The organism is Biomaibacter sp. TOL (assembly GCF_059717795.1).
In genome coordinates this window covers 1,859,043-1,876,770 of sequence record NZ_AP046092.1, presented here as the reverse complement: position 1 = coordinate 1,876,770, position 17,728 = coordinate 1,859,043, and the positions used below count along the sequence as shown (strand labels likewise).

Annotated in this window: 20 protein-coding genes, 2 pseudogenes and 1 riboswitch; of the genes and pseudogenes, 17 read left to right on the top strand and 5 right to left on the bottom strand. The window is 45.1% G+C overall.

The window, feature by feature from the left end; all coding sequences use genetic code 11:
- Positions 1–16: 16 nt before the first annotated feature.
- Positions 17–913: an AmmeMemoRadiSam system protein B gene (gene amrB / locus AC6I1H_RS09410; protein ID WP_497737344.1), complete on the top strand. Its 897-nt coding sequence runs from the start codon at positions 17–19 to the stop codon at positions 911–913.
- Between the two features lie 27 nt (positions 914–940).
- On the opposite strand, the gene AC6I1H_RS09405 is transcribed toward amrB, so the two are convergent.
- Together AC6I1H_RS09405 and AC6I1H_RS09400 are read right to left on the bottom strand one after the other, a co-directional pair.
- Positions 941–1,096 carry a hypothetical protein gene (locus tag AC6I1H_RS09405; RefSeq protein ID WP_497737343.1) on the bottom strand — a complete coding sequence of 52 codons (156 nt, stop codon included), beginning with the start codon at positions 1,094–1,096 and terminating at the stop codon, positions 941–943.
- Positions 1,083–1,550, bottom strand: a complete 468-nt coding sequence (locus AC6I1H_RS09400) for a methylated-DNA--[protein]-cysteine S-methyltransferase (protein ID WP_497737342.1) — start codon at positions 1,548–1,550, stop codon at positions 1,083–1,085. Before AC6I1H_RS09400 ends, AC6I1H_RS09405 begins: the two co-directional genes overlap by 14 nt.
- Before the next feature lie 103 nt (positions 1,551–1,653).
- Here AC6I1H_RS09400 and AC6I1H_RS09395 point away from each other — a divergent pair.
- The 4 genes and pseudogenes from AC6I1H_RS09395 to thiW all read left to right on the top strand — a co-directional run.
- Positions 1,654–1,746, top strand: a pseudogene (locus AC6I1H_RS09395) (sigma factor regulator N-terminal domain-containing protein); the annotation flags it as partial.
- A 104-nt stretch (positions 1,747–1,850) separates the two neighbouring features.
- Positions 1,851–1,954, top strand: a riboswitch (TPP riboswitch).
- A 72-nt stretch (positions 1,955–2,026) separates the two neighbouring features.
- Positions 2,027–2,665 carry a thiamine phosphate synthase gene (thiE, locus tag AC6I1H_RS09390; RefSeq protein ID WP_497737341.1) on the top strand — a complete coding sequence of 213 codons (639 nt, stop codon included), beginning with the start codon at positions 2,027–2,029 and terminating at the stop codon, positions 2,663–2,665.
- Positions 2,665–3,459 carry a hydroxyethylthiazole kinase gene (gene thiM / locus AC6I1H_RS09385; protein WP_497740678.1) on the top strand — a complete coding sequence of 265 codons (795 nt, stop codon included), beginning with the start codon at positions 2,665–2,667 and terminating at the stop codon, positions 3,457–3,459. The genes thiE and thiM overlap by 1 nt, the downstream gene beginning before the upstream one ends.
- A 153-nt stretch (positions 3,460–3,612) precedes the next feature.
- A complete protein-coding gene (gene thiW / locus AC6I1H_RS09380; protein WP_497740677.1) occupies positions 3,613–4,107 on the top strand; it encodes an energy coupling factor transporter S component ThiW in 495 nt (164 codons plus the stop codon).
- A gap of 77 nt (positions 4,108–4,184) precedes the next feature.
- On the opposite strand, the gene AC6I1H_RS09375 is transcribed toward thiW, so the two are convergent.
- On the bottom strand, positions 4,185–5,090 hold the full coding sequence (locus AC6I1H_RS09375; RefSeq protein ID WP_497740676.1) for an RpnC/YadD family protein: 906 nt from the start codon (positions 5,088–5,090) through the stop codon (positions 4,185–4,187).
- 159 nt (positions 5,091–5,249) lie between these two features.
- Here AC6I1H_RS09375 and AC6I1H_RS09370 point away from each other — a divergent pair, with 159 nt between their 5' ends.
- The 10 genes and pseudogenes from AC6I1H_RS09370 (at position 5,250) to AC6I1H_RS09325 (ending at position 15,341) form a co-directional block, all read left to right on the top strand.
- Positions 5,250–6,371: a glycerol dehydrogenase gene (locus AC6I1H_RS09370; protein WP_497740675.1), complete on the top strand. Its 1,122-nt coding sequence runs from the start codon at positions 5,250–5,252 to the stop codon at positions 6,369–6,371.
- Between the two features lie 322 nt (positions 6,372–6,693).
- On the top strand, positions 6,694–8,637 hold the full coding sequence (locus AC6I1H_RS09365) for a BglG family transcription antiterminator (RefSeq protein WP_497740674.1): 1,944 nt from the start codon (positions 6,694–6,696) through the stop codon (positions 8,635–8,637).
- 165 nt (positions 8,638–8,802) lie between these two features.
- Entirely contained in the window at positions 8,803–9,111 is a 309-nt protein-coding gene (locus AC6I1H_RS09360) for a PTS lactose/cellobiose transporter subunit IIA (protein WP_497740673.1), read from the top strand.
- 43 nt (positions 9,112–9,154) lie between these two features.
- Positions 9,155–10,102 (top strand): glycosylasparaginase, encoded by a 948-nt coding sequence (locus AC6I1H_RS09355; RefSeq protein WP_497740672.1) that lies wholly within the window; start codon positions 9,155–9,157, stop codon positions 10,100–10,102.
- Between the two features lie 104 nt (positions 10,103–10,206).
- Entirely contained in the window at positions 10,207–11,550 is a 1,344-nt protein-coding gene (locus AC6I1H_RS09350; protein ID WP_497740671.1) for a PTS sugar transporter subunit IIC, read from the top strand.
- 70 nt (positions 11,551–11,620) lie between these two features.
- Positions 11,621–12,295, top strand: a pseudogene (locus tag AC6I1H_RS09345) (copper homeostasis protein CutC); the annotation flags it as partial.
- A gap of 15 nt (positions 12,296–12,310) precedes the next feature.
- Positions 12,311–12,616: a PTS sugar transporter subunit IIB gene (locus tag AC6I1H_RS09340; RefSeq protein ID WP_497740754.1), complete on the top strand. Its 306-nt coding sequence runs from the start codon at positions 12,311–12,313 to the stop codon at positions 12,614–12,616.
- Between the two features lie 234 nt (positions 12,617–12,850).
- The gene (locus AC6I1H_RS09335) at positions 12,851–14,002 is read left to right on the top strand and encodes a Gfo/Idh/MocA family protein (RefSeq protein ID WP_497740670.1); all 1,152 of its coding nucleotides are present in this window, start codon (positions 12,851–12,853) and stop codon (positions 14,000–14,002) included.
- A gap of 222 nt (positions 14,003–14,224) precedes the next feature.
- Entirely contained in the window at positions 14,225–14,764 is a 540-nt protein-coding gene (locus AC6I1H_RS09330; protein ID WP_497740669.1) for an ECF transporter S component, read from the top strand.
- Positions 14,748–15,341, top strand: a complete 594-nt coding sequence (locus tag AC6I1H_RS09325) for a class I SAM-dependent methyltransferase (RefSeq protein WP_497740668.1) — start codon at positions 14,748–14,750, stop codon at positions 15,339–15,341. Before AC6I1H_RS09330 ends, AC6I1H_RS09325 begins: the two co-directional genes overlap by 17 nt.
- A gap of 331 nt (positions 15,342–15,672) precedes the next feature.
- On the opposite strand, the gene AC6I1H_RS09320 is transcribed toward AC6I1H_RS09325, so the two are convergent.
- Together AC6I1H_RS09320 and AC6I1H_RS09315 are read right to left on the bottom strand one after the other, a co-directional pair.
- Positions 15,673–15,846, bottom strand: a complete 174-nt coding sequence (locus tag AC6I1H_RS09320; protein WP_497740667.1) for a hypothetical protein — start codon at positions 15,844–15,846, stop codon at positions 15,673–15,675.
- 82 nt (positions 15,847–15,928) lie between these two features.
- The gene (locus AC6I1H_RS09315; protein ID WP_497740666.1) at positions 15,929–16,195 is read right to left on the bottom strand and encodes a hypothetical protein; all 267 of its coding nucleotides are present in this window, start codon (positions 16,193–16,195) and stop codon (positions 15,929–15,931) included.
- 162 nt (positions 16,196–16,357) lie between these two features.
- On the opposite strand from AC6I1H_RS09315, the gene AC6I1H_RS09310 reads away from it, so the two are divergent.
- Together AC6I1H_RS09310 and AC6I1H_RS09305 are read left to right on the top strand one after the other, a co-directional pair.
- On the top strand, positions 16,358–16,867 hold the full coding sequence (locus AC6I1H_RS09310; RefSeq protein WP_497740665.1) for a flavin reductase family protein: 510 nt from the start codon (positions 16,358–16,360) through the stop codon (positions 16,865–16,867).
- Positions 16,868–17,039: 172 nt separating this feature from the next.
- Complete coding sequence (locus AC6I1H_RS09305) at positions 17,040–17,711, top strand: GntR family transcriptional regulator (RefSeq protein ID WP_497740664.1); 672 nt, start codon at positions 17,040–17,042, stop codon at positions 17,709–17,711.
- Positions 17,712–17,728 lie beyond the last annotated feature (17 nt).

The window sequence follows — 17,728 nt, the reverse complement described above, 5'->3', positions numbered from 1 at the left end:
AAAGGGCGGTATCCTGATGAAAAAAGGTATACTCGTTACACTATTCCTGCTCATCGGATGTTTGATTGCAATTGCGCCTCAAAAAGACGGCGGCGAAGATACAGGAAAAGAATTCAAAAATGCTGAGCAAAGGCTTTCCTGCAGATATTATGATGAGGCCGGATTCAAAATTTCCATAGAAGGCGACGCAGACGAAAACCTGCCGGAGGGGAAAATAATGGGGGGCATTGTCCCCCATCACCTCCTGGCGGGAAGGATGATCGGCGATTTTTTCAAGAAAGTGTCCCAAAGTGACCCGGAAGTGGTGGTGGTCATCGGCCCCAATCACAAGGGCGAAGGGGCAAAATCCGTCCAAACCGCCGGGCGGGATTGGAACACCCCATTCGGAGTGCTGCAGGCGGACGGAGAAATTGTGGGCAGTTTGCTGGAAAACAGAATGGCCGCGGAAAACTCCCTCCTTATGGAAAGAGAACATTCCATATCCTCCCTGGTGCCCTATATAAAATACTTCATGCCCCATTCCAAAATAGTCCCCATCCTGATGACCGGGACGGACAGAATAAGCGAGGCCGAAAGGCTCGGAGAATTTCTGGCCCGGATGGCCCGGGGCAGGAAAATATTATTTATAGCATCCGTGGATTTTTCCCACTACCTTCCCGTGGAAAAAGCCGACGCAATGGATGAAATAACCGAAAAAGCGCTGCTTGAAAGAGACATCGATCGCATCAGGGCCATGGACAACGACTATATGGACTCGCCGGTTTCCATCATCACCCTGCTCACTGTGATGGACCAGCTCAGCGCCGGGGGGCAGCTCATACTGGACCACAACAACTCCGCCCGCATAAGCGCCACAGGCCCGAATTCCACCACAAGCTATTTTACCGCCATATACTATACTCCTACAAGATAAAAAGACTTTCCATTTACACACGGATACTTATTGCTGCCCCACAGTGTTATATACAAGCCCTGCAAATAAATCGGGTATCACTTTCCGTTTCACAAACCAAATGCGGTCTATAGCCTGCCCTAATGATTTGTCTTTGCTTTTCAAATAATTTATTTCCTTTTCGCCATACTCAAAGTAACGCATATCGCTTCTCCAAATCAAGCAGTTTTTGCTTCAAATAAACACCACCAGAATATCCCCTTAAGCTGCCGTTTGCTCCTATTACTCGATGACACGGAATCAAAATCAGCAGCGGATTTTTTCGGATTGCCATGCCGACTGCACGCACAGCGCTTACATTTCCTATTGCACAGGCAATCTGCTGATAGCTTCTGGTTTGTCCATAAGGAATTTTCTGCAACTCATCCCATACTCTTTTTTGGAAAATAGTTCCTTCCGGATTCAACGAGAGTTTAAAGCTTTTTCTTTTCCCGCTCAGATATTCCGACAGCTGAGAAAATGCTTCCTGAAGCATGGGCGTTTCTTCTATGACTGCATCTTCAGGAATATCTTTGAAAGCAACATTTGTAATGTAATTTTCTTTTGCGGTAATCGCAATATTTCCAAAAGGTGTTTTGTAAAAATAACAATATTTCATCTTTTAATCTACCTCCAGAAATAAAATAACATATTTTAAAACATTTTTCTTGTGTTTTTTTACTTTCTAATTTAGGTGTCGCGTGGGGTGTATAAATTACATCACCGAGCACAACACCTTTGCTCTTTCAGGGGAAAGCTACAACGTTAGACTGTTCGGGCGCCAGAAAAAATATTATTTATTTAGGATGAGGGGTGCCGTATGTGTTTTTAAAGATGATGATTATAAGGAAAAAAGTTCCTCCTTAGCAAATCAGCAGGAATTCTGAAAAATATGTAGAATATATAAACACAAAACCAAAATGAATGCTGGGGGAGCTTCATGTGAAGCTGAGAGGGGATTCGTTCCCGACCCCTGAACCTGGTCAGGATAATGCCTGCGTAGGAAAGCATGAAAGTGCCTTACACAGGGCACTTTTAATTTTTACAAAACAATCCGCCTGAACAGGTGGATTTAATTTTTTTGGGGGTGTTTATATGGACCTGAGGCTTTATGCAGTGACAGACCGTTCTTATCTAACGGGCGTAGACCTTATTCATGCCGTGGAGCTGGCGATAAGGGGAGGCGCCACTATTATTCAGTTGCGTGAAAAAAAGATAACAAGTAGGGAGTTTTATGAACTGGCACTTAAAATAAAACAGGTTACAAAACGCAGCAATATCCCGCTGATAATCAACGACAGGGCAGATATCGCCCTGGCTGTGGACGCCGACGGATTGCATGTGGGGCAGGAAGACCTGCCTGCCGATGTAGCGAGGAGGATAATAGGGCCCAGCAGGATTCTCGGCGTGTCGGCAAAGACTGTTGATGAGGCGTTAAAAGCTGAAAAGGACGGGGCAGACTACCTTGGTGTAGGGGCTGTCTTTCCAACGCCTACAAAGCCCGAGTCGGATGCCATAGGTATTGAGGGGGTAAAGAGAATTAAAGAGGCTGTAAAGATTCCCGTGGTCGCTATCGGCGGGATTACAAAGGAAAATGCTTACGAGATCATCCATGATGCAGGGGTGGACGGCATATCGTCGGTATCCGCCGTCTTTGCGGGTGACATTCAAAAAAACACCCGCATGCTTCTGGAGAATATAAACCGGGCAATAAGCGACAGGAGGTGTTCATAATGATAGAAGGGCTATTGACCAGATTGAGGGAGAAAAAACCGCTGGTGCACCACATAACAAACATGGTCACTGTAAACGATTGTGCCAATGTGACCCTGGCTATAGGAGCGCTGCCTGTTATGGCTCATGCGCTGGAGGAAGTGGAGGAGATGGCAGGAGCGGCCCAGGCGGTGGTTTTGAATATCGGCACGCTGAGCAGACAACAGGTGGATGCCATGATTTTGGCGGGAAAGGCCGCCAATTCGCTCGGTATTCCCGTGATACTGGACCCGGTGGGAGCCGGTGCAACAGCGCTGAGAAACCGCAGCGCCGAGAGAATACTGTATGAGGTCAAGGTGGCGGTGATAAAAGGCAATAGTGCCGAAATCGGCATTCTTGCGGGCAAGGGAGGAAGAATAAGGGGCGTTGAATCGGAAGAAGCAGCCGGGGATATGGTGGAAGCTGCCGCGGAACTTGCGCACAGGTACGGCGCTGTGGTGGCTGTATCGGGCGCGAAAGATATAATAACCGACGGGGAAAGAATTGCTTTTGTGGATAACGGCCATCCCATGATGGGGACCATCACGGGCACCGGCTGCATGCTTTCGTCCGTGGTTGGAAGTTTCTGCGGGGTGGAGCAGGACAGCTTCAAAGCGACGGTGGCAGCCTTCGTCTGTTTTGGTCTGGCGGGAGAACTGGCAGCGGCGCGCCCGGAAACAAAAGGCCCGGCCAGCTTTAAAACGGCCTTTTTTGACGAGATATACAACCTTACGGAAGAAAAGATAAACTCCGGAAAAAAGATAACGCGACAATAGGGACGGTTCTCCGATTGTCGCAGAAATGTGCGACAGCAGGGACGGTTCGTGAAATGTCGCAAAAAAGAAATACTCTCATGAAGTACTCTTATGGATAGACCGATTCTAAATCCGCACCGTTAAAAGCGAGGGTTGAATGGAGGAAGAGTCAATATGCGTGGGACAAAGAGGTTGGTAACCATGGCACTTGTGGTGGCAATAGGCACGTTTACAGCACAATATGCATGGTTTTCGGTAGGTGTTGCCAGGGCAACGCCCGTGCAGCACGCCATAAACGTAATTTCGGCCATACTTTTCGGGCCGCTGGGCTCGGTTGAGGTTGCCTTTGCCATAGGACTTTTGCGGAACTTGCTGGGAGTGGGTTCGCTGCTGGCCTTTCCGGGCGGCATGATTGGCGCTTTTTTGGCGGGCTATCTTTATAAAGCAACGGGCAAAAAATGGGCGGCGCCGCTAGAAGAGATTTTCGGCACCGGCATCTTGGGAGCGCTGCTTTCTTATCCTATAGCAAAGTATGCTCTCGGGAGCTCCGGCGCGGCCTTCATGTTTGTGGCTCCATTTTCGATTTCCAGCAGCATCGGCGCCATGATAGGGTATTTTATCGTCATGATTCTGCCGCAGGCGTTGATCAATGTTGAAAAGTGCGAATGACTTAATCGGGCTGGAAAGGTGCGAATGATATAAATTACACAAGCCGAAGCAAAATCCCTCGGCCAAAGCCGAGGGATTTATGTCAACAAATTATATATCTCATCCAGACGGTTGCTCTTTATCACCGTCACAAGAAGTTTATCAAGCTTTTTTTCGTCGTTTATGCAGGCTATCCTTTCCTTCAGGTCATCGGGGATTTCTTCAAACTTGGCCTTTACTGCATCTATTATTGCTTCCTGCGCCTTTCTTATCCTTCCTTCTATTCTTCCCTCTATCCTTCCTTCCATTCTTCCTTCTTCAATCAGTGCAGCGCCTATTCTGGTCATCCTGACCACCTCCTTCAGTTTGTCTATGTATTCTTTTCTTACGTATTTGTCTGCAAGCCCAAGCACTGATGCTATTATCATGTTCTGCTTTTCTTCGTCTTTTATTTCTTCTGCAAGTTCCAGGACTTTTTTTGCTGCTTCGTCTTCGCCCCATTTGTTCTTCATCAATGGTATGAACACGAGGTCCATTATGTCTTTGTTGTCAAGCGGTATGTTTTTTTCTATTTTGTCTTTTATCGCTTCGTATTTTTTGTCTCCATCGTATTCTGTCATGAATACTTGCTCTATCTTGTAGTATATGGAGCCGATGTCTATGGATTTTTCCGCTTTATGAATGCTTGCCGAATATATTACCGCTGTATGTATTTTCTTTTTTTCTTTTATGTATAGTGCCGAGTCGTATATGAGAAATCTCGGAAGGTCCGCTGTTTTGCTGGTTGTTTGAAATTCTATGTGCAGAAGTGAATCATCTTCGAGTTCAAATACGTAATCCATTTTTCTTTCGGCAAGCTGTATTATGGGAAGTTCTGTTGGTTTAACGTTCGTTATTTTCGGCAGTTTCAGGCCGTAGTATTCCAGTGTCTCGTTTCTGAAAAATTGTGTCATGTACTTGTATATTATATCCTGCTTCTGGTGCGGGATTTTTGCGCCGGTCAATTGATTATCCCCCTTTTGACATCATTATATCACAATCGGGTTTCCCTTTTCAATAAAATATGCCCGTATCATAAAAAACCACAAGCAACGTTTATTCGCCTTGAATGTTTTCCCAAAGTATGATAAAATATTAACAAATACAAAAGGAGGGATATCGCTATGGTTAAAGCAATTATTGGGCCGGGGAAATATGTTCAGGGCAACGGTGTTTTGAAGGATATAAAGGACCATGCAAAGAACCTGGGCCGCTCCTTTTTCATAATCGCAAGCGAAAACGGGATAAAAAGGACGCGTCCGGTCATTGAGGCAAGTTTTGCCGGGGAACAGGTTAAGCTAGTTTTTGAGGCTTTCCGGGGAGAATGCTCGGAAAATGAAATAAACAGGCTGAAGGCGCTGGCGGAAAAGAACGAAGCCGATGTGGTCATTGGCATAGGAGGCGGGAAGATTTTTGACACTGCCAAAGCCCTTGCTTATTATCTCGGGCTTCCGGTTGTGATAGTTCCCACTATCGCATCCACCGATGCGCCGTGCAGTGCGCTGTCGGTTATATACACGGATGAAGGCGTGTTCAGCAAATATCTGCTGCTTCCCAAAAACCCCGATGTTGTGCTGGTGGATACGGGGATCATTGCAAAAGCCCCTGCCAGGCTGCTGGTAGCTGGAATGGGCGACGCTCTTGCAACATACTTTGAGGCCAGGGCATCCGTCGAATCAAACGCCTCCGCCATGGCAGGCGGAAAAAGCACCAAAGCCGCAATAGCCCTTGCCGAACTCTGCTACAGGACTCTGCTGGAGGACGGCCTCAAGGCAAAGCTTGCTGTGGAAAACAAAGCATGCACTCCAGCGCTGGAAAATATTGTTGAGGCAAACACCTATTTGAGCGGCATAGGTTTCGAAAGTGGAGGGCTTGCGGCTGCCCATGCCATTCACAACGGCTTTACGGTGCTAGAAGAATGCCATCACATGTATCACGGAGAAAAGGTGGCTTTCGGAACCATAGCCCAGCTGGTGCTTGAAAACAGCCCTATGGAAGAGCTGGAGGAAGTAATCGGGTTCTGCCTGGATGTGGGACTTCCCGTTACTCTTGAGGATTTGGGTATCAAAGAAGTTAAAGAATCTGACATAAGAAAGGTTGCCGAAGCTTCCTGCGCAGAAGGCGAGACCATTCACAACATGCCGTTCGAGGTTACGCCCGAGGATGTCTACAGTGCCATAATGGGCGCGGACGCTCTTGGCAGAAAAATGCGACAGAGGGACGGTTCTGTGACTGTCGCAAGATAATTTCTCCAATATATCCTTGCCGCAAAAGCGGCACAAGGAAAAATGAAATTTTGAAGTCAGCCTGTTGAAGAATTAAAATTTCATGCATAAAATTCATAATTCATGCCAACTATTTCTTGTTTAAATTAAAAATTGATGATATAAGAAATACCTGCCTGTCATCTTTCGATAGGCAGGTATTTCTTATTTGATAGCCACTTGAGATCAATCCGAAAAACCTGCCAGGTTTCCGCTTTTTTTATCTCCTCGAATGAGTTATAATGAAAACAGTGTGCTTAACAATTCGGCTTGTTTGCATAGCTGTTTTTCGGAGGGGAATCCAATGGTATATCTTCATCCTCGACAGAAAACAATATTGAGGTATCTTGTGGCAAAGAAAGATTGGGTAAAAGGCCAGGAGATAGCCATGGTTCTAGGAGTAAGCGACAGGACGGTGCGGAATGATATTGCAAATATAAACTCTCTTGCAAATGGCGATGATGAAGTTGTTGTTTCCCTCAGAAAGGGTTATCGTATAAACAATCCTGAGAAAGCCAAAGAAATATTGAGTGAGGACAATTTTAACATACCTGATAGTCCCGATGCAAGAATAAACTTTTTGCTAAAAAAATTGATATTTGAAAAAAAGGAATTGGACATCTATCAGCTTGCGGATGAAATCATGGTAAGCGAATCCACGGTGGCGAGTGACTTAAAGCGCTTGAACAGGACCTTGAAAGCGTACGAAAGGGATTTGATTGCCGTCAGAAAATCGGACAAAATATTTCTCAAAGGAAGTGAAAAAGAGAAGAGAAGTTTGCTGAGCGAGTTGCTCTTCAACGAGACTAATCATAGCTATTTCAATTTATCTAAATATAACAAATACTTCGGAGATATTGATTTAAATGTAATTCAGAGACATCTGATGGAAACGGTAAAAAAATACGATTTTTTATTAAACGAAATGGCACTGGTAAATCTTTTAATTCACATTGCGATAACTGTGGAAAGGATAAGGGACAAAAATTTTCTCGACATTCCCCTTGATTTCGAGAAGATGGCAGATACAACAGAATATGAAATAGCCGGAGAATTGTGTGCAAAACTGGAAGATGAGTTTCGGGTCAGATTTCCCCGTGAAGAAGTGTTATATATTTCGTATCTTATTCTGGGAAGAAAAAAAATAAAAAACATCTTTATAGACCGCAATGAGCTTAAAGGAGTGGTTGAACCGTACTATATCTCCTTAACCGGAGCGCTGCTGGATTCATTGGTTACCGAATACGGCATAGATTTTACGCGCGACGATATGCTTTTTACAGGACTGTGCCTCCATATAAAAATAATGCACGACAGAATCAAAAACAAAATGTTCTTGAGAAACCCTTTGCTTGATGATTTGAAAAGGCGTTATCCTTTCATTTTTGAGATAGCGGTTTTCCTTTCAAGCGAATTTTCACGGTTGACCGGTGAAAAAGTGAAAGAAGATGAAATCGGTTTTATTGCCCTGCATCTTGGAGCGGCTTTTGAGAGGCACAGGGAGAAACAGAATTCTCCAAAAAGCGTAGCCATTGTATGTCCCACTGGTTATACCACATCTCATTTGCTGCTTTCGAAAATTGATTCCGAATATAAGGGCAGGATAAAAATCATCGGGGTTTTTTCGTTTATGGAACTTGGTTTAATCGAAGGAAAGCGTCCCGACTTTATATTCACCACTGTTCCTCTTGAGCATGATCTTTCCATCCCCACTATCACAATATCGCCGTTTCTTGATGAAAAAGACAGAGATCTTATAAATAAAGCTCTGAACATCCATGGCATCGATGATAAAGCTGCGGGGCTGCGCTGGGAAGCCGAAAAATTTTTTAAAGAAGAGCTTTTTTACAAAAACCTGGCATTTCAAAATGAATTTCAGGTTATTGACTTTATGGCAAATGAACTTTATGACAGAGGTTACGTTCCTCAAAACTATCCGGAGCTTGTTTTTGAAAGGGAAAAAATATCCCCGACATCTTTCGGCAATCTTGTAGCAATACCCCATCCGATTATTATGAATGCCTATGAGACAGTGATTTCGACTGCTGTCCTCAACAAGCCCATTTTGTGGGGAAACCATAAGGTTCAGCTCGTGCTGATGTTTGCAATAAAAGCCGGGGACAGAAAAAAACTGGATTATCTTTACAATCATATCGTTGAGGTGATTGACGATCCGAAAAAAGTAAAAAGCCTGATAGAATCCCGGGATTTTTCTGATTTCAAGTCAAGATTGATTGATATGAAGTGAAACAATAAATGAAAAAACTTCGCGGCCCTGCGAAGTTTTTTTACTTACATTTTTTCCGCTTGACCAGGAAAAAACTTATTTGATGCATATTTAACGATGGATTTATAATGTAATCAAGCATATGTCAAAGCAATGATCTTCAAGAGAGACTGGAAGGTGGAATTGATGGAGTCTATAGAACAGAAAGCTTTTCGGATAATATCGGCGGCAGGAGATTCGCTGTCAATGATGCTTGAAGCATTGAAATTTTCAAGGAACGGAGATTTTGAAGAGGCGGAACGGCTGATGCAAAAAGCGGACGAATTTTTACTGCAGGCGCATAAAGCACAGACGGAATTAATCGTTGAAGAATCCCGGGGCAACAGAACCGAATATTCAGTTTTAATGGTACACGCCCAGGACCACATCATGAACGCCATGCTGGCAAAGCCGTTGATAAAAGAGATTATAAATTTATATAAAAGGCTTGGCTGAGCGTTTTAATGACTGGAAAATCGAAAGTGAAAGGAAGATAAGCATGAAATGGGCGATAATAGGAACATGGCGCATGTGCCTCGAGGGAATAATCGCGGCGGCGGAAATATTAAAACGTGGAGGAGACTCGGGAGACGCCGTGGAAGAGGCCGTTAGAACTGTCGAAGATTATCCTCTGTACAAATCAGTGGGGTATGGAGGGCTTCCCAACGAAAACTGCGAAGTTGAGATGGATGCGGCTTTTATGGACGGGGATACGCTTTCAATCGGTGCGGTTGGAGGCATAAGGGATTTTAAAAATCCTGTGTCCATTGCGAGGAGACTAAGCCGTGAAAGGTTCAACATATTCCTGGTGGGAAGCGGAGCGGAGGAATACGCGCACAAAAACGGTTTTGAAAGGAAAAATATGTTAACAGACAGGGCTAAGAAAATCTGGGAAAAAAGGATTCGCGCAATTAACGAAAAAAATCTCAACCCCTACGACGGGCATGATACTGTAGGTGTGGTATGCCTTGATGGAAAGGGGCATATGACTGCCGCCACGTCCACCAGCGGGCTTTTCATGAAAAAGAGGGGTAGGGTTGGAGACTCGCCGATTTGCGGCTCTGGCCTGTATGTGGACAGTAAAATCGGCGGCGCGGCGGCAACAGGACTTGGAGAGGATATAATGAAGGGGTGCTTATCATACGAGGCGGTTCGATTGATGGAAAACGGCATGAATCCTCAGGAAGCTGCTAAAAAAGCGGTTTACGACTTCAGCGAAAAGCTGAAACAAAAAAGAGGCAAAGCTGGGGCCATGTCCCTCGTATGTTTAAACAATAAAGGAGAATGGGGGGTGGGGACAAATGTAGAATTTTCTTTCGTCGCTGCGGGACAGGACAGCGTTCCAAAAGTATTTGTGGCTCATCCCGACCGCGACGCAGTGGTCTATGAGGAAGCATCGAAAGAATGGCTTGAAGCTTATCAGAAGAAAATCGTAGGTCCTGTTTAACAGCTTTTAAAGCATGAAGGCGCCGGATGTGCCCGGAAGTTTTTGGGAAGCACTCTAACTAAAGTTTGAAGTTTATACTGTAAAATCGGGAAAGGAGCAATATTATGAAAAATATTCAGGCTTTTCTGGAAAACAGGTTTGCCCCGTTTGCCACGAGGCTGGCGGGGCAGAGACACCTTGCGGCAATACGAGATGGTTTTATTTCATTTATGCCGTTTTTGATCATAGGTTCACTATTCATTATTATACAGGATTTTCCTGCTCCCGGATGGCAGGAGCTTCAGACAAAATTGTTTGGAGAGGGATTCAATCAGTTTATCATTTTGCCCAAAAGGGTAACATATGATATAATGTCGCTTTACATTGTGGCATCCATATCATATAAACTGGCGCAATCATACAGAATAGACGCATTTTCGGCGGCCATGCTCGGGATAGGTTCATTTGTGCTGCTGTCGCCTATTACTACGACGATAGACATAGCAGGGCAAGCACATGAAGTCTCGAGAGTTATTACTGTAGGCGGATGGTATGGCACAAACGGCATACTAGTCGCCATCATAACAGCGTTGGCAGTAACCGAGATATTCAATTATTTCATAAAAAAAGGAATTACAATTAAAATGCCCGAAGGCGTTCCGCCAGCCGTATCCAGAGCATTTTCCGCCCTTCTGCCGGGTTTCGCTATAATCGTCGGAATGCTGCTGGTAAGGTTGCTGTTTCTCCAAACGCCGTATCAGTACATTCATGAGTTCATTTATAAGCTAGTATCTCTTCCCATGCAGAAAATGGTTGCCAACAATCTGATGGGGGCTATCGGCACCGTGTTTTCCATAAGCCTGCTGTGGTCTATCGGACTGAACGGAGGAACAATAGTCAACGGCATCATGAGGCCCTTCTGGGTGCCGCTGCAGGATGCAAACCTCGCGGCGATTGAAGCGGGGAAGCTTCCTCCGAATATAATAACGGAACAGTTTTTCGACATGGTATGGATCGGCGGTGCGGGAGCGACCCTTGCTGTAGTGTTCTTGCTCATGCTGAGAGCCAGATCCAGGCAGTATAAAGAACTTGGCAAAATGTCACTGGCACCTGGACTTTTCAATATAAACGAACCCATAATGTTCGGCCTACCGGTAGTTTTGAACCCCATCGGGATAATCCCGCTTATACTGGGCCCCGTAGCAATAACCATAGTAAATTATGAAGCCATGGCGCTCAACCTTGTGGCAAGGCCGACCGGCGTCATCATACCGTGGACGACGCCGCCTATTATTCAGGGATTTTTAATTACAGGCCACATATCGGGAGCGATTCTTCAAATCGTCGATATATTGCTCGTCATGCTCATCTGGTGGCCCTTTATATCTATAATGGACAAGAAAAGAGTGGAAGAAGAAAGCAAAATGGTATATACTGATAAAAGCAAAAATATGAATATGCAAGGGTAAATTATAGCTTGAAAAACAGCTTTTCATCGCTGTATGCGCCGCCAGCGCAAGCGGCGGAATGGAGGTTAGAATGATTGAGATTATAGCCGCCACACCTGAAGATGCAAGACGCATCGAAGCCTGTGGAGCCGACAGGATAGAGCTTGTTAGCGCTCTGTCGGAGGGCGGACTTACACCCAGTTATGCAATCATTGATAAAACGGTAAAAGCGGTGAAAATTCCCGTAAATGTCATGATAAGACCGCATTCAAAGTCATTTGTATATACGCGAGAAGAAATCGAAATAATGAAGGAAGACATTCATTTGGCGAAAGAACTTGGAGCAAACGGAGTTGTAATTGGGGTCCTTGATGAGAAGAGGAAAATACACGAGGCTTTTATAGAAGACCTGCTTGATGCATGTCGGGGTATTGATGTAACATTCCACAGAGCTATTGATGAATTGACGGATCCGATTGAGGGAATCAGAATCCTGTCGAGATATCCGGGCATTAAGACCGTCTTGACTTCGGGAGGAAAAGGAAGTATCGTGGATAATATTTCCAAAATAAGGGAAATGGTGAAAAACTCCGGCCATATAAGTATTATGGCCGGAGGAGGTTTAAACTTTGAAAACGCCGCGCGGGTAATCAGAGGCACGGGAGCAAAAGCTTTTCACTTTGGAACTATAGTCCGCGACAATCGTTTACCCTCTGGCGAGATTAATGTGGAGAGCCTCAAACGTATTATTAAAATTGTCAGACAAGGTGGCGATAATTTTATGAAGATAGTGCTGATCTGCTTTGCGGGAATGTCGACAAGCATGCTTGTAAACAGGATGCAAAAGGTTGCGGCAAAAAGAAACCTGGATGCTGAAATTGTCGCATTATCAACTTCCGATATGTACGAAGAACTGGATAGCGCGGATGTGATACTTTTGGGGCCGCAGGCGAGGTACGTTCTGGACGAAGTCAGAGAAGCCGCGAGTCCAAAAGGGATTCCCGTAGATGTGATAGATTCTCAAACTTACGGGGCAATGAACGGTGAAGCCATACTGGATATGGCGCTGAAATTGATTAAAAAGTAATATATGTTTTATTAAAGAATTTTTCATTATTGTTCATTTTGTAGCTTATGGTTATGCTGGCTTCTGTATGGGCCCATTGATCATGGTGCCGATAATAGTAATAAGCTTTTGCTGGAAAAATATATTTTCATCGATATGACGGCCTGTGTTGTGAAGGGTCGGCATTTATTGACGGAGGCCCGGCGTGCATGTTGATAAAGCTGTAATGCAAATATCTGGAGGTGGTGGATAAAGATGGCTAAAAATTTAGGCATAATTGGCCTCGGATGGTTTGCAAGCCTCATTGCCCGCTCCATATCGGAAAGGGGAGATGGCAGGGCGGCCATTGCGGCAGCTTGTGATATAAATCCGGAGAAGACAGGGGAGTTTAGAAGCAGGTTTAGTGTAAAAAGGGTATATGATAATCCCGATGACTTGATAAATGACAAAGAGGTGGACATAGTCATTATAGCTACACCGCCGTATCTTCACGCTAGTCTGGGCAAAAAGGCGCTTGTTGCCGGGAAACACTTGTTTTTAGAAAAGCCCGGGGCGCTGAGACCCGAGGAGCTCGAGGAACTGATTGAGACAGCTCGGCAAAAAAATTTGAAAACTACCATCGACTATGTTATGAGGAGAAACCCACTCTATCTTGTAATGAAAAAGATATGTGATGCAAAGCCTTTCGGCTTGCTGGAAAGGGCGGACCTGGAAAATTATGCCCACGATGACCATATGCCGCCTCAGCACTGGTTCTGGGACTACTCGAAAAGCGGCGGCATATGGGTGGAGCATGGCGTCCACTTTTTTGACATGGTCAACTGGCTCATTGGCCCTCCAGGAGAGATGAGAGCTGTAAATATAAAAAGGTCCGGAGAAAGCCTGATAGACAGGGTCATGGGCTTTGCACTGCATGAGGGCGATGCGGTGGTTACGTATTATCATGGTTTTACAAAGCCTGAGCCTTTTGAGAAGACATCGTTTTATTTTACTTTTGAAAGGGCTTACGCTAAAGTATCCGGATGGATTCCAGTTAAACTTGTGATTGACTCTCTGGCTACCCCTGAAGTGGAAGAATTTATGAAGGGGCAGGTGCTGGAAGCTGCAAGAAAGTTTCTCCCCGGCATCGATGTGGAGCTTGCCATGAAAAAAATCGCCGAATACGGCTGCGGCCAGGATGAATTCACCGGAAGGGGAAAGAGGTTCAGGGCCGCATCCCGCACCCGGTTTGAATATGTAATAAAGCAGGACAGGTGGGATGTCTACAGGGCATGTGTGATGAGGGCTATAGAGGATCTGATGGATGCGGTGGAGGGCGTAAAAGCATCGCCCGATGTTACTTTGCTTGATGCCTTAAAATCCCTGGAGGTCGCCTGCAGGATGGAAGAACAATCATTAAAATACTGAGCCGGACCGCCTCTTAAAGTGGGTGACGGCAGCAAATTTTCATATCTAACATTTGACAAAATGACTTCAATGTGATATATTCTTAACAAATGAATAGGTTGAAATTGAGTTAAGAAACTCAAAGCTGAAAAACCATGAAGGTTTTCCATACGTGTGATCCTTCATGGTTTTTTTGTCTTATTGGCAAAAAGTTATAATAATTTTATGAAAGGAGAAGAATTTATGGAAAAGGGTACAAAACAAATTGTGTCTTCGGGTCTATTCATAGCTATGGGCGTTGCATTGCCCATAATGTTCCATGCTTTCGGTCTGGGCTCGACTTTTTTGCCCATGCATATCCCGGTTCTTCTCGGAGGATTTTTTGTAGACGTGCCTTATGCTTTTGTAATCGGCGCCTTGACTCCGATACTAAGTTCGATGTTTACCGGCATGCCGCCCGTATTTCCCGTTCTGCCCTACATGATATTCGAGCTTGCCGCATACGGGGTGGTAGCAAGTTTTGCTTATAAAAGGCTGCACTGGAACGTCTATCTTTCTCTTGTCTGTTCCATGATTTCAGGCAGGGTAGTGGCGGGATTCATTGTATGGATTCTTGCAGCGTTTTTTTCGGTCAAACTTCCGGGGTCGATACCTTTCATCGCAGGGGCAATAGCAAAGGGGATTCCGGGGATTATCATCCAGCTTGTCTTCATACCGCCCACGGTTCTGCTGGCAAGCCGGTATAAACCTGTAAAAAGAGAGGGGGATGAAATTGGGATGTAGGGAATTTTTTAATTCGCTGGCTGAAAAATGGGACGACATGTGTACTCATGATGCTGAAAAAATAAGCAGGATTCTGGATATGGCCGAACTGAAAGAAGGTGATAGGGTCCTTGACGTTGGAACGGGCACGGGAGTCATGATACCCTTCCTGCAAGAAAGGGTGGGTGCGCGGGGCCTTATAACGGCGGTCGATGTAGCGGAAAACATGCTGAAAATCGCGCAGAGAAAAAACGACGCTCCGAATGTGGCGTTTATTCATGCGGATATAACAACTGCCGATCTGGAGGGAAGTTTTGATTTAATCATTTGTTATTCGGTATTTCCCCATTTCAAAGACCGGCAGAAAGCAATAAAGAACATGTACAGGTTTTTAAAACCCGGTGGCAGGATGTTGATCTGCCATTCTCAGAGCAGGAAAGAAATAAACGAGCTTCACATGAATTCCTCATCAAAAGAAATCAACCAGGACCATCTGCCGCCTGCGGCCGTTGTTGGAGAATACTTGAAAGAACATGGCATGAAGGTCCTGGCCGAAGTTGATAACGAAGAAATGTTCGTTGTGATGGCACAAAGATAATATCCGCTTGGATAAAATGCATATGACAGCGGCCAGTGCGCAGGATTTAAGGAGGGTTTCCGTTATTGTCCGTTTTTATGATAAATGGGCAAAATACTCAGAAGTCAAGGATATACTCCCGACATCGGGATTTCGGCATATGAGCCGCGGACCGCAGCAGTCCGTGGCTTTCGTTTTTAAAAGGATTTAGAATAATGTGGACCCAGGATTGAAATTGTAACTCTAAATCCTCTCATCCTAAAGATTTCAGTTAATAAAGTCATGGAATGCTGGACTGTAAGGTCGTGCATAATAGGGGGAGTTTATAAATTGCGATACATAAGAAAATTACTCAGTCCATATATGTCTCCATAAAGCTTGTGCACCTTATTATGCTGGCGGGTGCTTGCATGGTGACGGCGGGACCGGCCCATGATTCGTTAATTGCGGACATTACGACACCGAAAAACAGAAGCGGGGCATACTCCCTGTGGCCATCACCGTGACGCCTTTTATAGCAAATCATACTCCGGCCTCGCACCGGCGAAGGATGAGCGCCGTTCTCCCCGCGCGGCGCATATTAAGGCTTATTCATAGAATGTTCATTCCTATTCTTTCTGGGATTGCACCACAGCCGTCAGGAGGAATATTAGCATCCCTATGCTTGTGAGCTGGTCTACAACCCAGCGGTTGTCCGGCGCTACCATATTCATCAGAAGGTCTTCGACCGGTCCCACGACGATGATGCTGAAACTAATTAAATATGGAATCACAGACTTGTTTTTAAATAAATAAAAGATGGAGAAAATAAAAATCAAAGCGCCAAAAAAATAATTGGTGTACGTCAGCAGGGATTTCAGTTCGTCTTTTTTCACAGGTCAACACCTCGCTTTTTTCTATAATATTATTATATTTAAATTCGAGCGGCCGATTGACTGTAATCTTCCTTTTTTGCATATTTTTTGTTATACTTCAAATGGGTGCAAGACAAGCCTTGCGATATCTTTATAAATAAAATAATCGGGAGGAGTATACAAATGAATGAAAAAAAGCAGGTGAGCATCGAAAGGGTAGCGGACAGCATACTGGAGCAGCTTCCCAGAGGCGCTTTTCTTACAGTAAAAGCCGGCGACAGGATAAATACAATGACCATAGGCTGGGGCACTTTCGGCCGCATGTGGAATAAGCCAGTGTTCATGGTTATGGTGAGATATTCCAGGTACACATATGAGCTCATTGAAAGGGCGGGCGCCTTTACCGTAAGTGTACCGTTAAACGGTAAATTCAAGGAAGCCCTGGCAGTGTGCGGTTCCAGATCCGGACGGGACATCGACAAATTCAAAGAGTGCGGCCTTAAGGCGATACCCGGGCAAAAAGTGGACGCGCCGGTAATAGATGGATGCGATATTCATGTGGAGTGCAGGATAATATATAAAACGCCTCTGGCCCCGGAAAAGCTGCCGCAGGATGTAATAGATGCATGTTATAAAAGCGGAGACTTTCACGTGCTCTATTACGGCGAGATCCTCGGGGTTTATGTGGAGTAACATACACCGGTCGATAACTCCGAATACTGATAAGATATGCCGCCGTGATACAGAACAATTACATCTATATAACAACAAATCCCTTTCAAAAATCTTAAAATTATAGTAAAATAATAGTAAAGAAATGATCGAATCGTGAAAGATCGGTGTATAAATAGGGAGGTTTTAACATATGTTATCCGACTTGCAGGATGCCGGATACTCGCTGCGAACAAGGATATATAACCAGTTGAAAAACGCCATTTTGAACGGAGTTTACAAACCCGGCGAGAGCTTGATAGAATTGAAGGTGGCCAAGGAACTGGGAGTCAGCCGCACCCCGGTGAGGGAAGCAATCCGGCAGTTGGAGCTGGAGGGCCTTGTTTCAAGCATTCCAAACAAAGGGGTTGTGGTGGAGGGCGTCACGGAACAGGATGTGGAGGACATATACACCATAAGGAAAATGATTGAAGGCCTGGCGGCACGGTGGGCGGCAGAGAAGATAACCGATGAGCAGTTGAAGGAAATGAAAGATGTTCTGGACCTCATGGAGTTTTACACCGAGAAAGGCGAGATAGACAAAGTTTCCGATCTCGACACCCAGTTCCACGACATCATATTTAGGGCGTGCGACAGCAGGCCATTGGAATCGGTGCTTACAAATTTCCATCATTTCATCCAGAGGGCCAGACTGGTATCAATAAAATCCACCGGCAGAGCGCCGGTTTCTCTGGAAGAGCACCGCAACATCTATAACGCCCTGGCAGCCCATGACCCCGACGCCGCCGAGAAAGCTATGGTAAGCCATGTGGACAGAGCCAGAACCAACCTGTGCCCGTTCCTTGAAAGCCATAAAGTTTTCTAAAAAAAATCCTTGCCTTG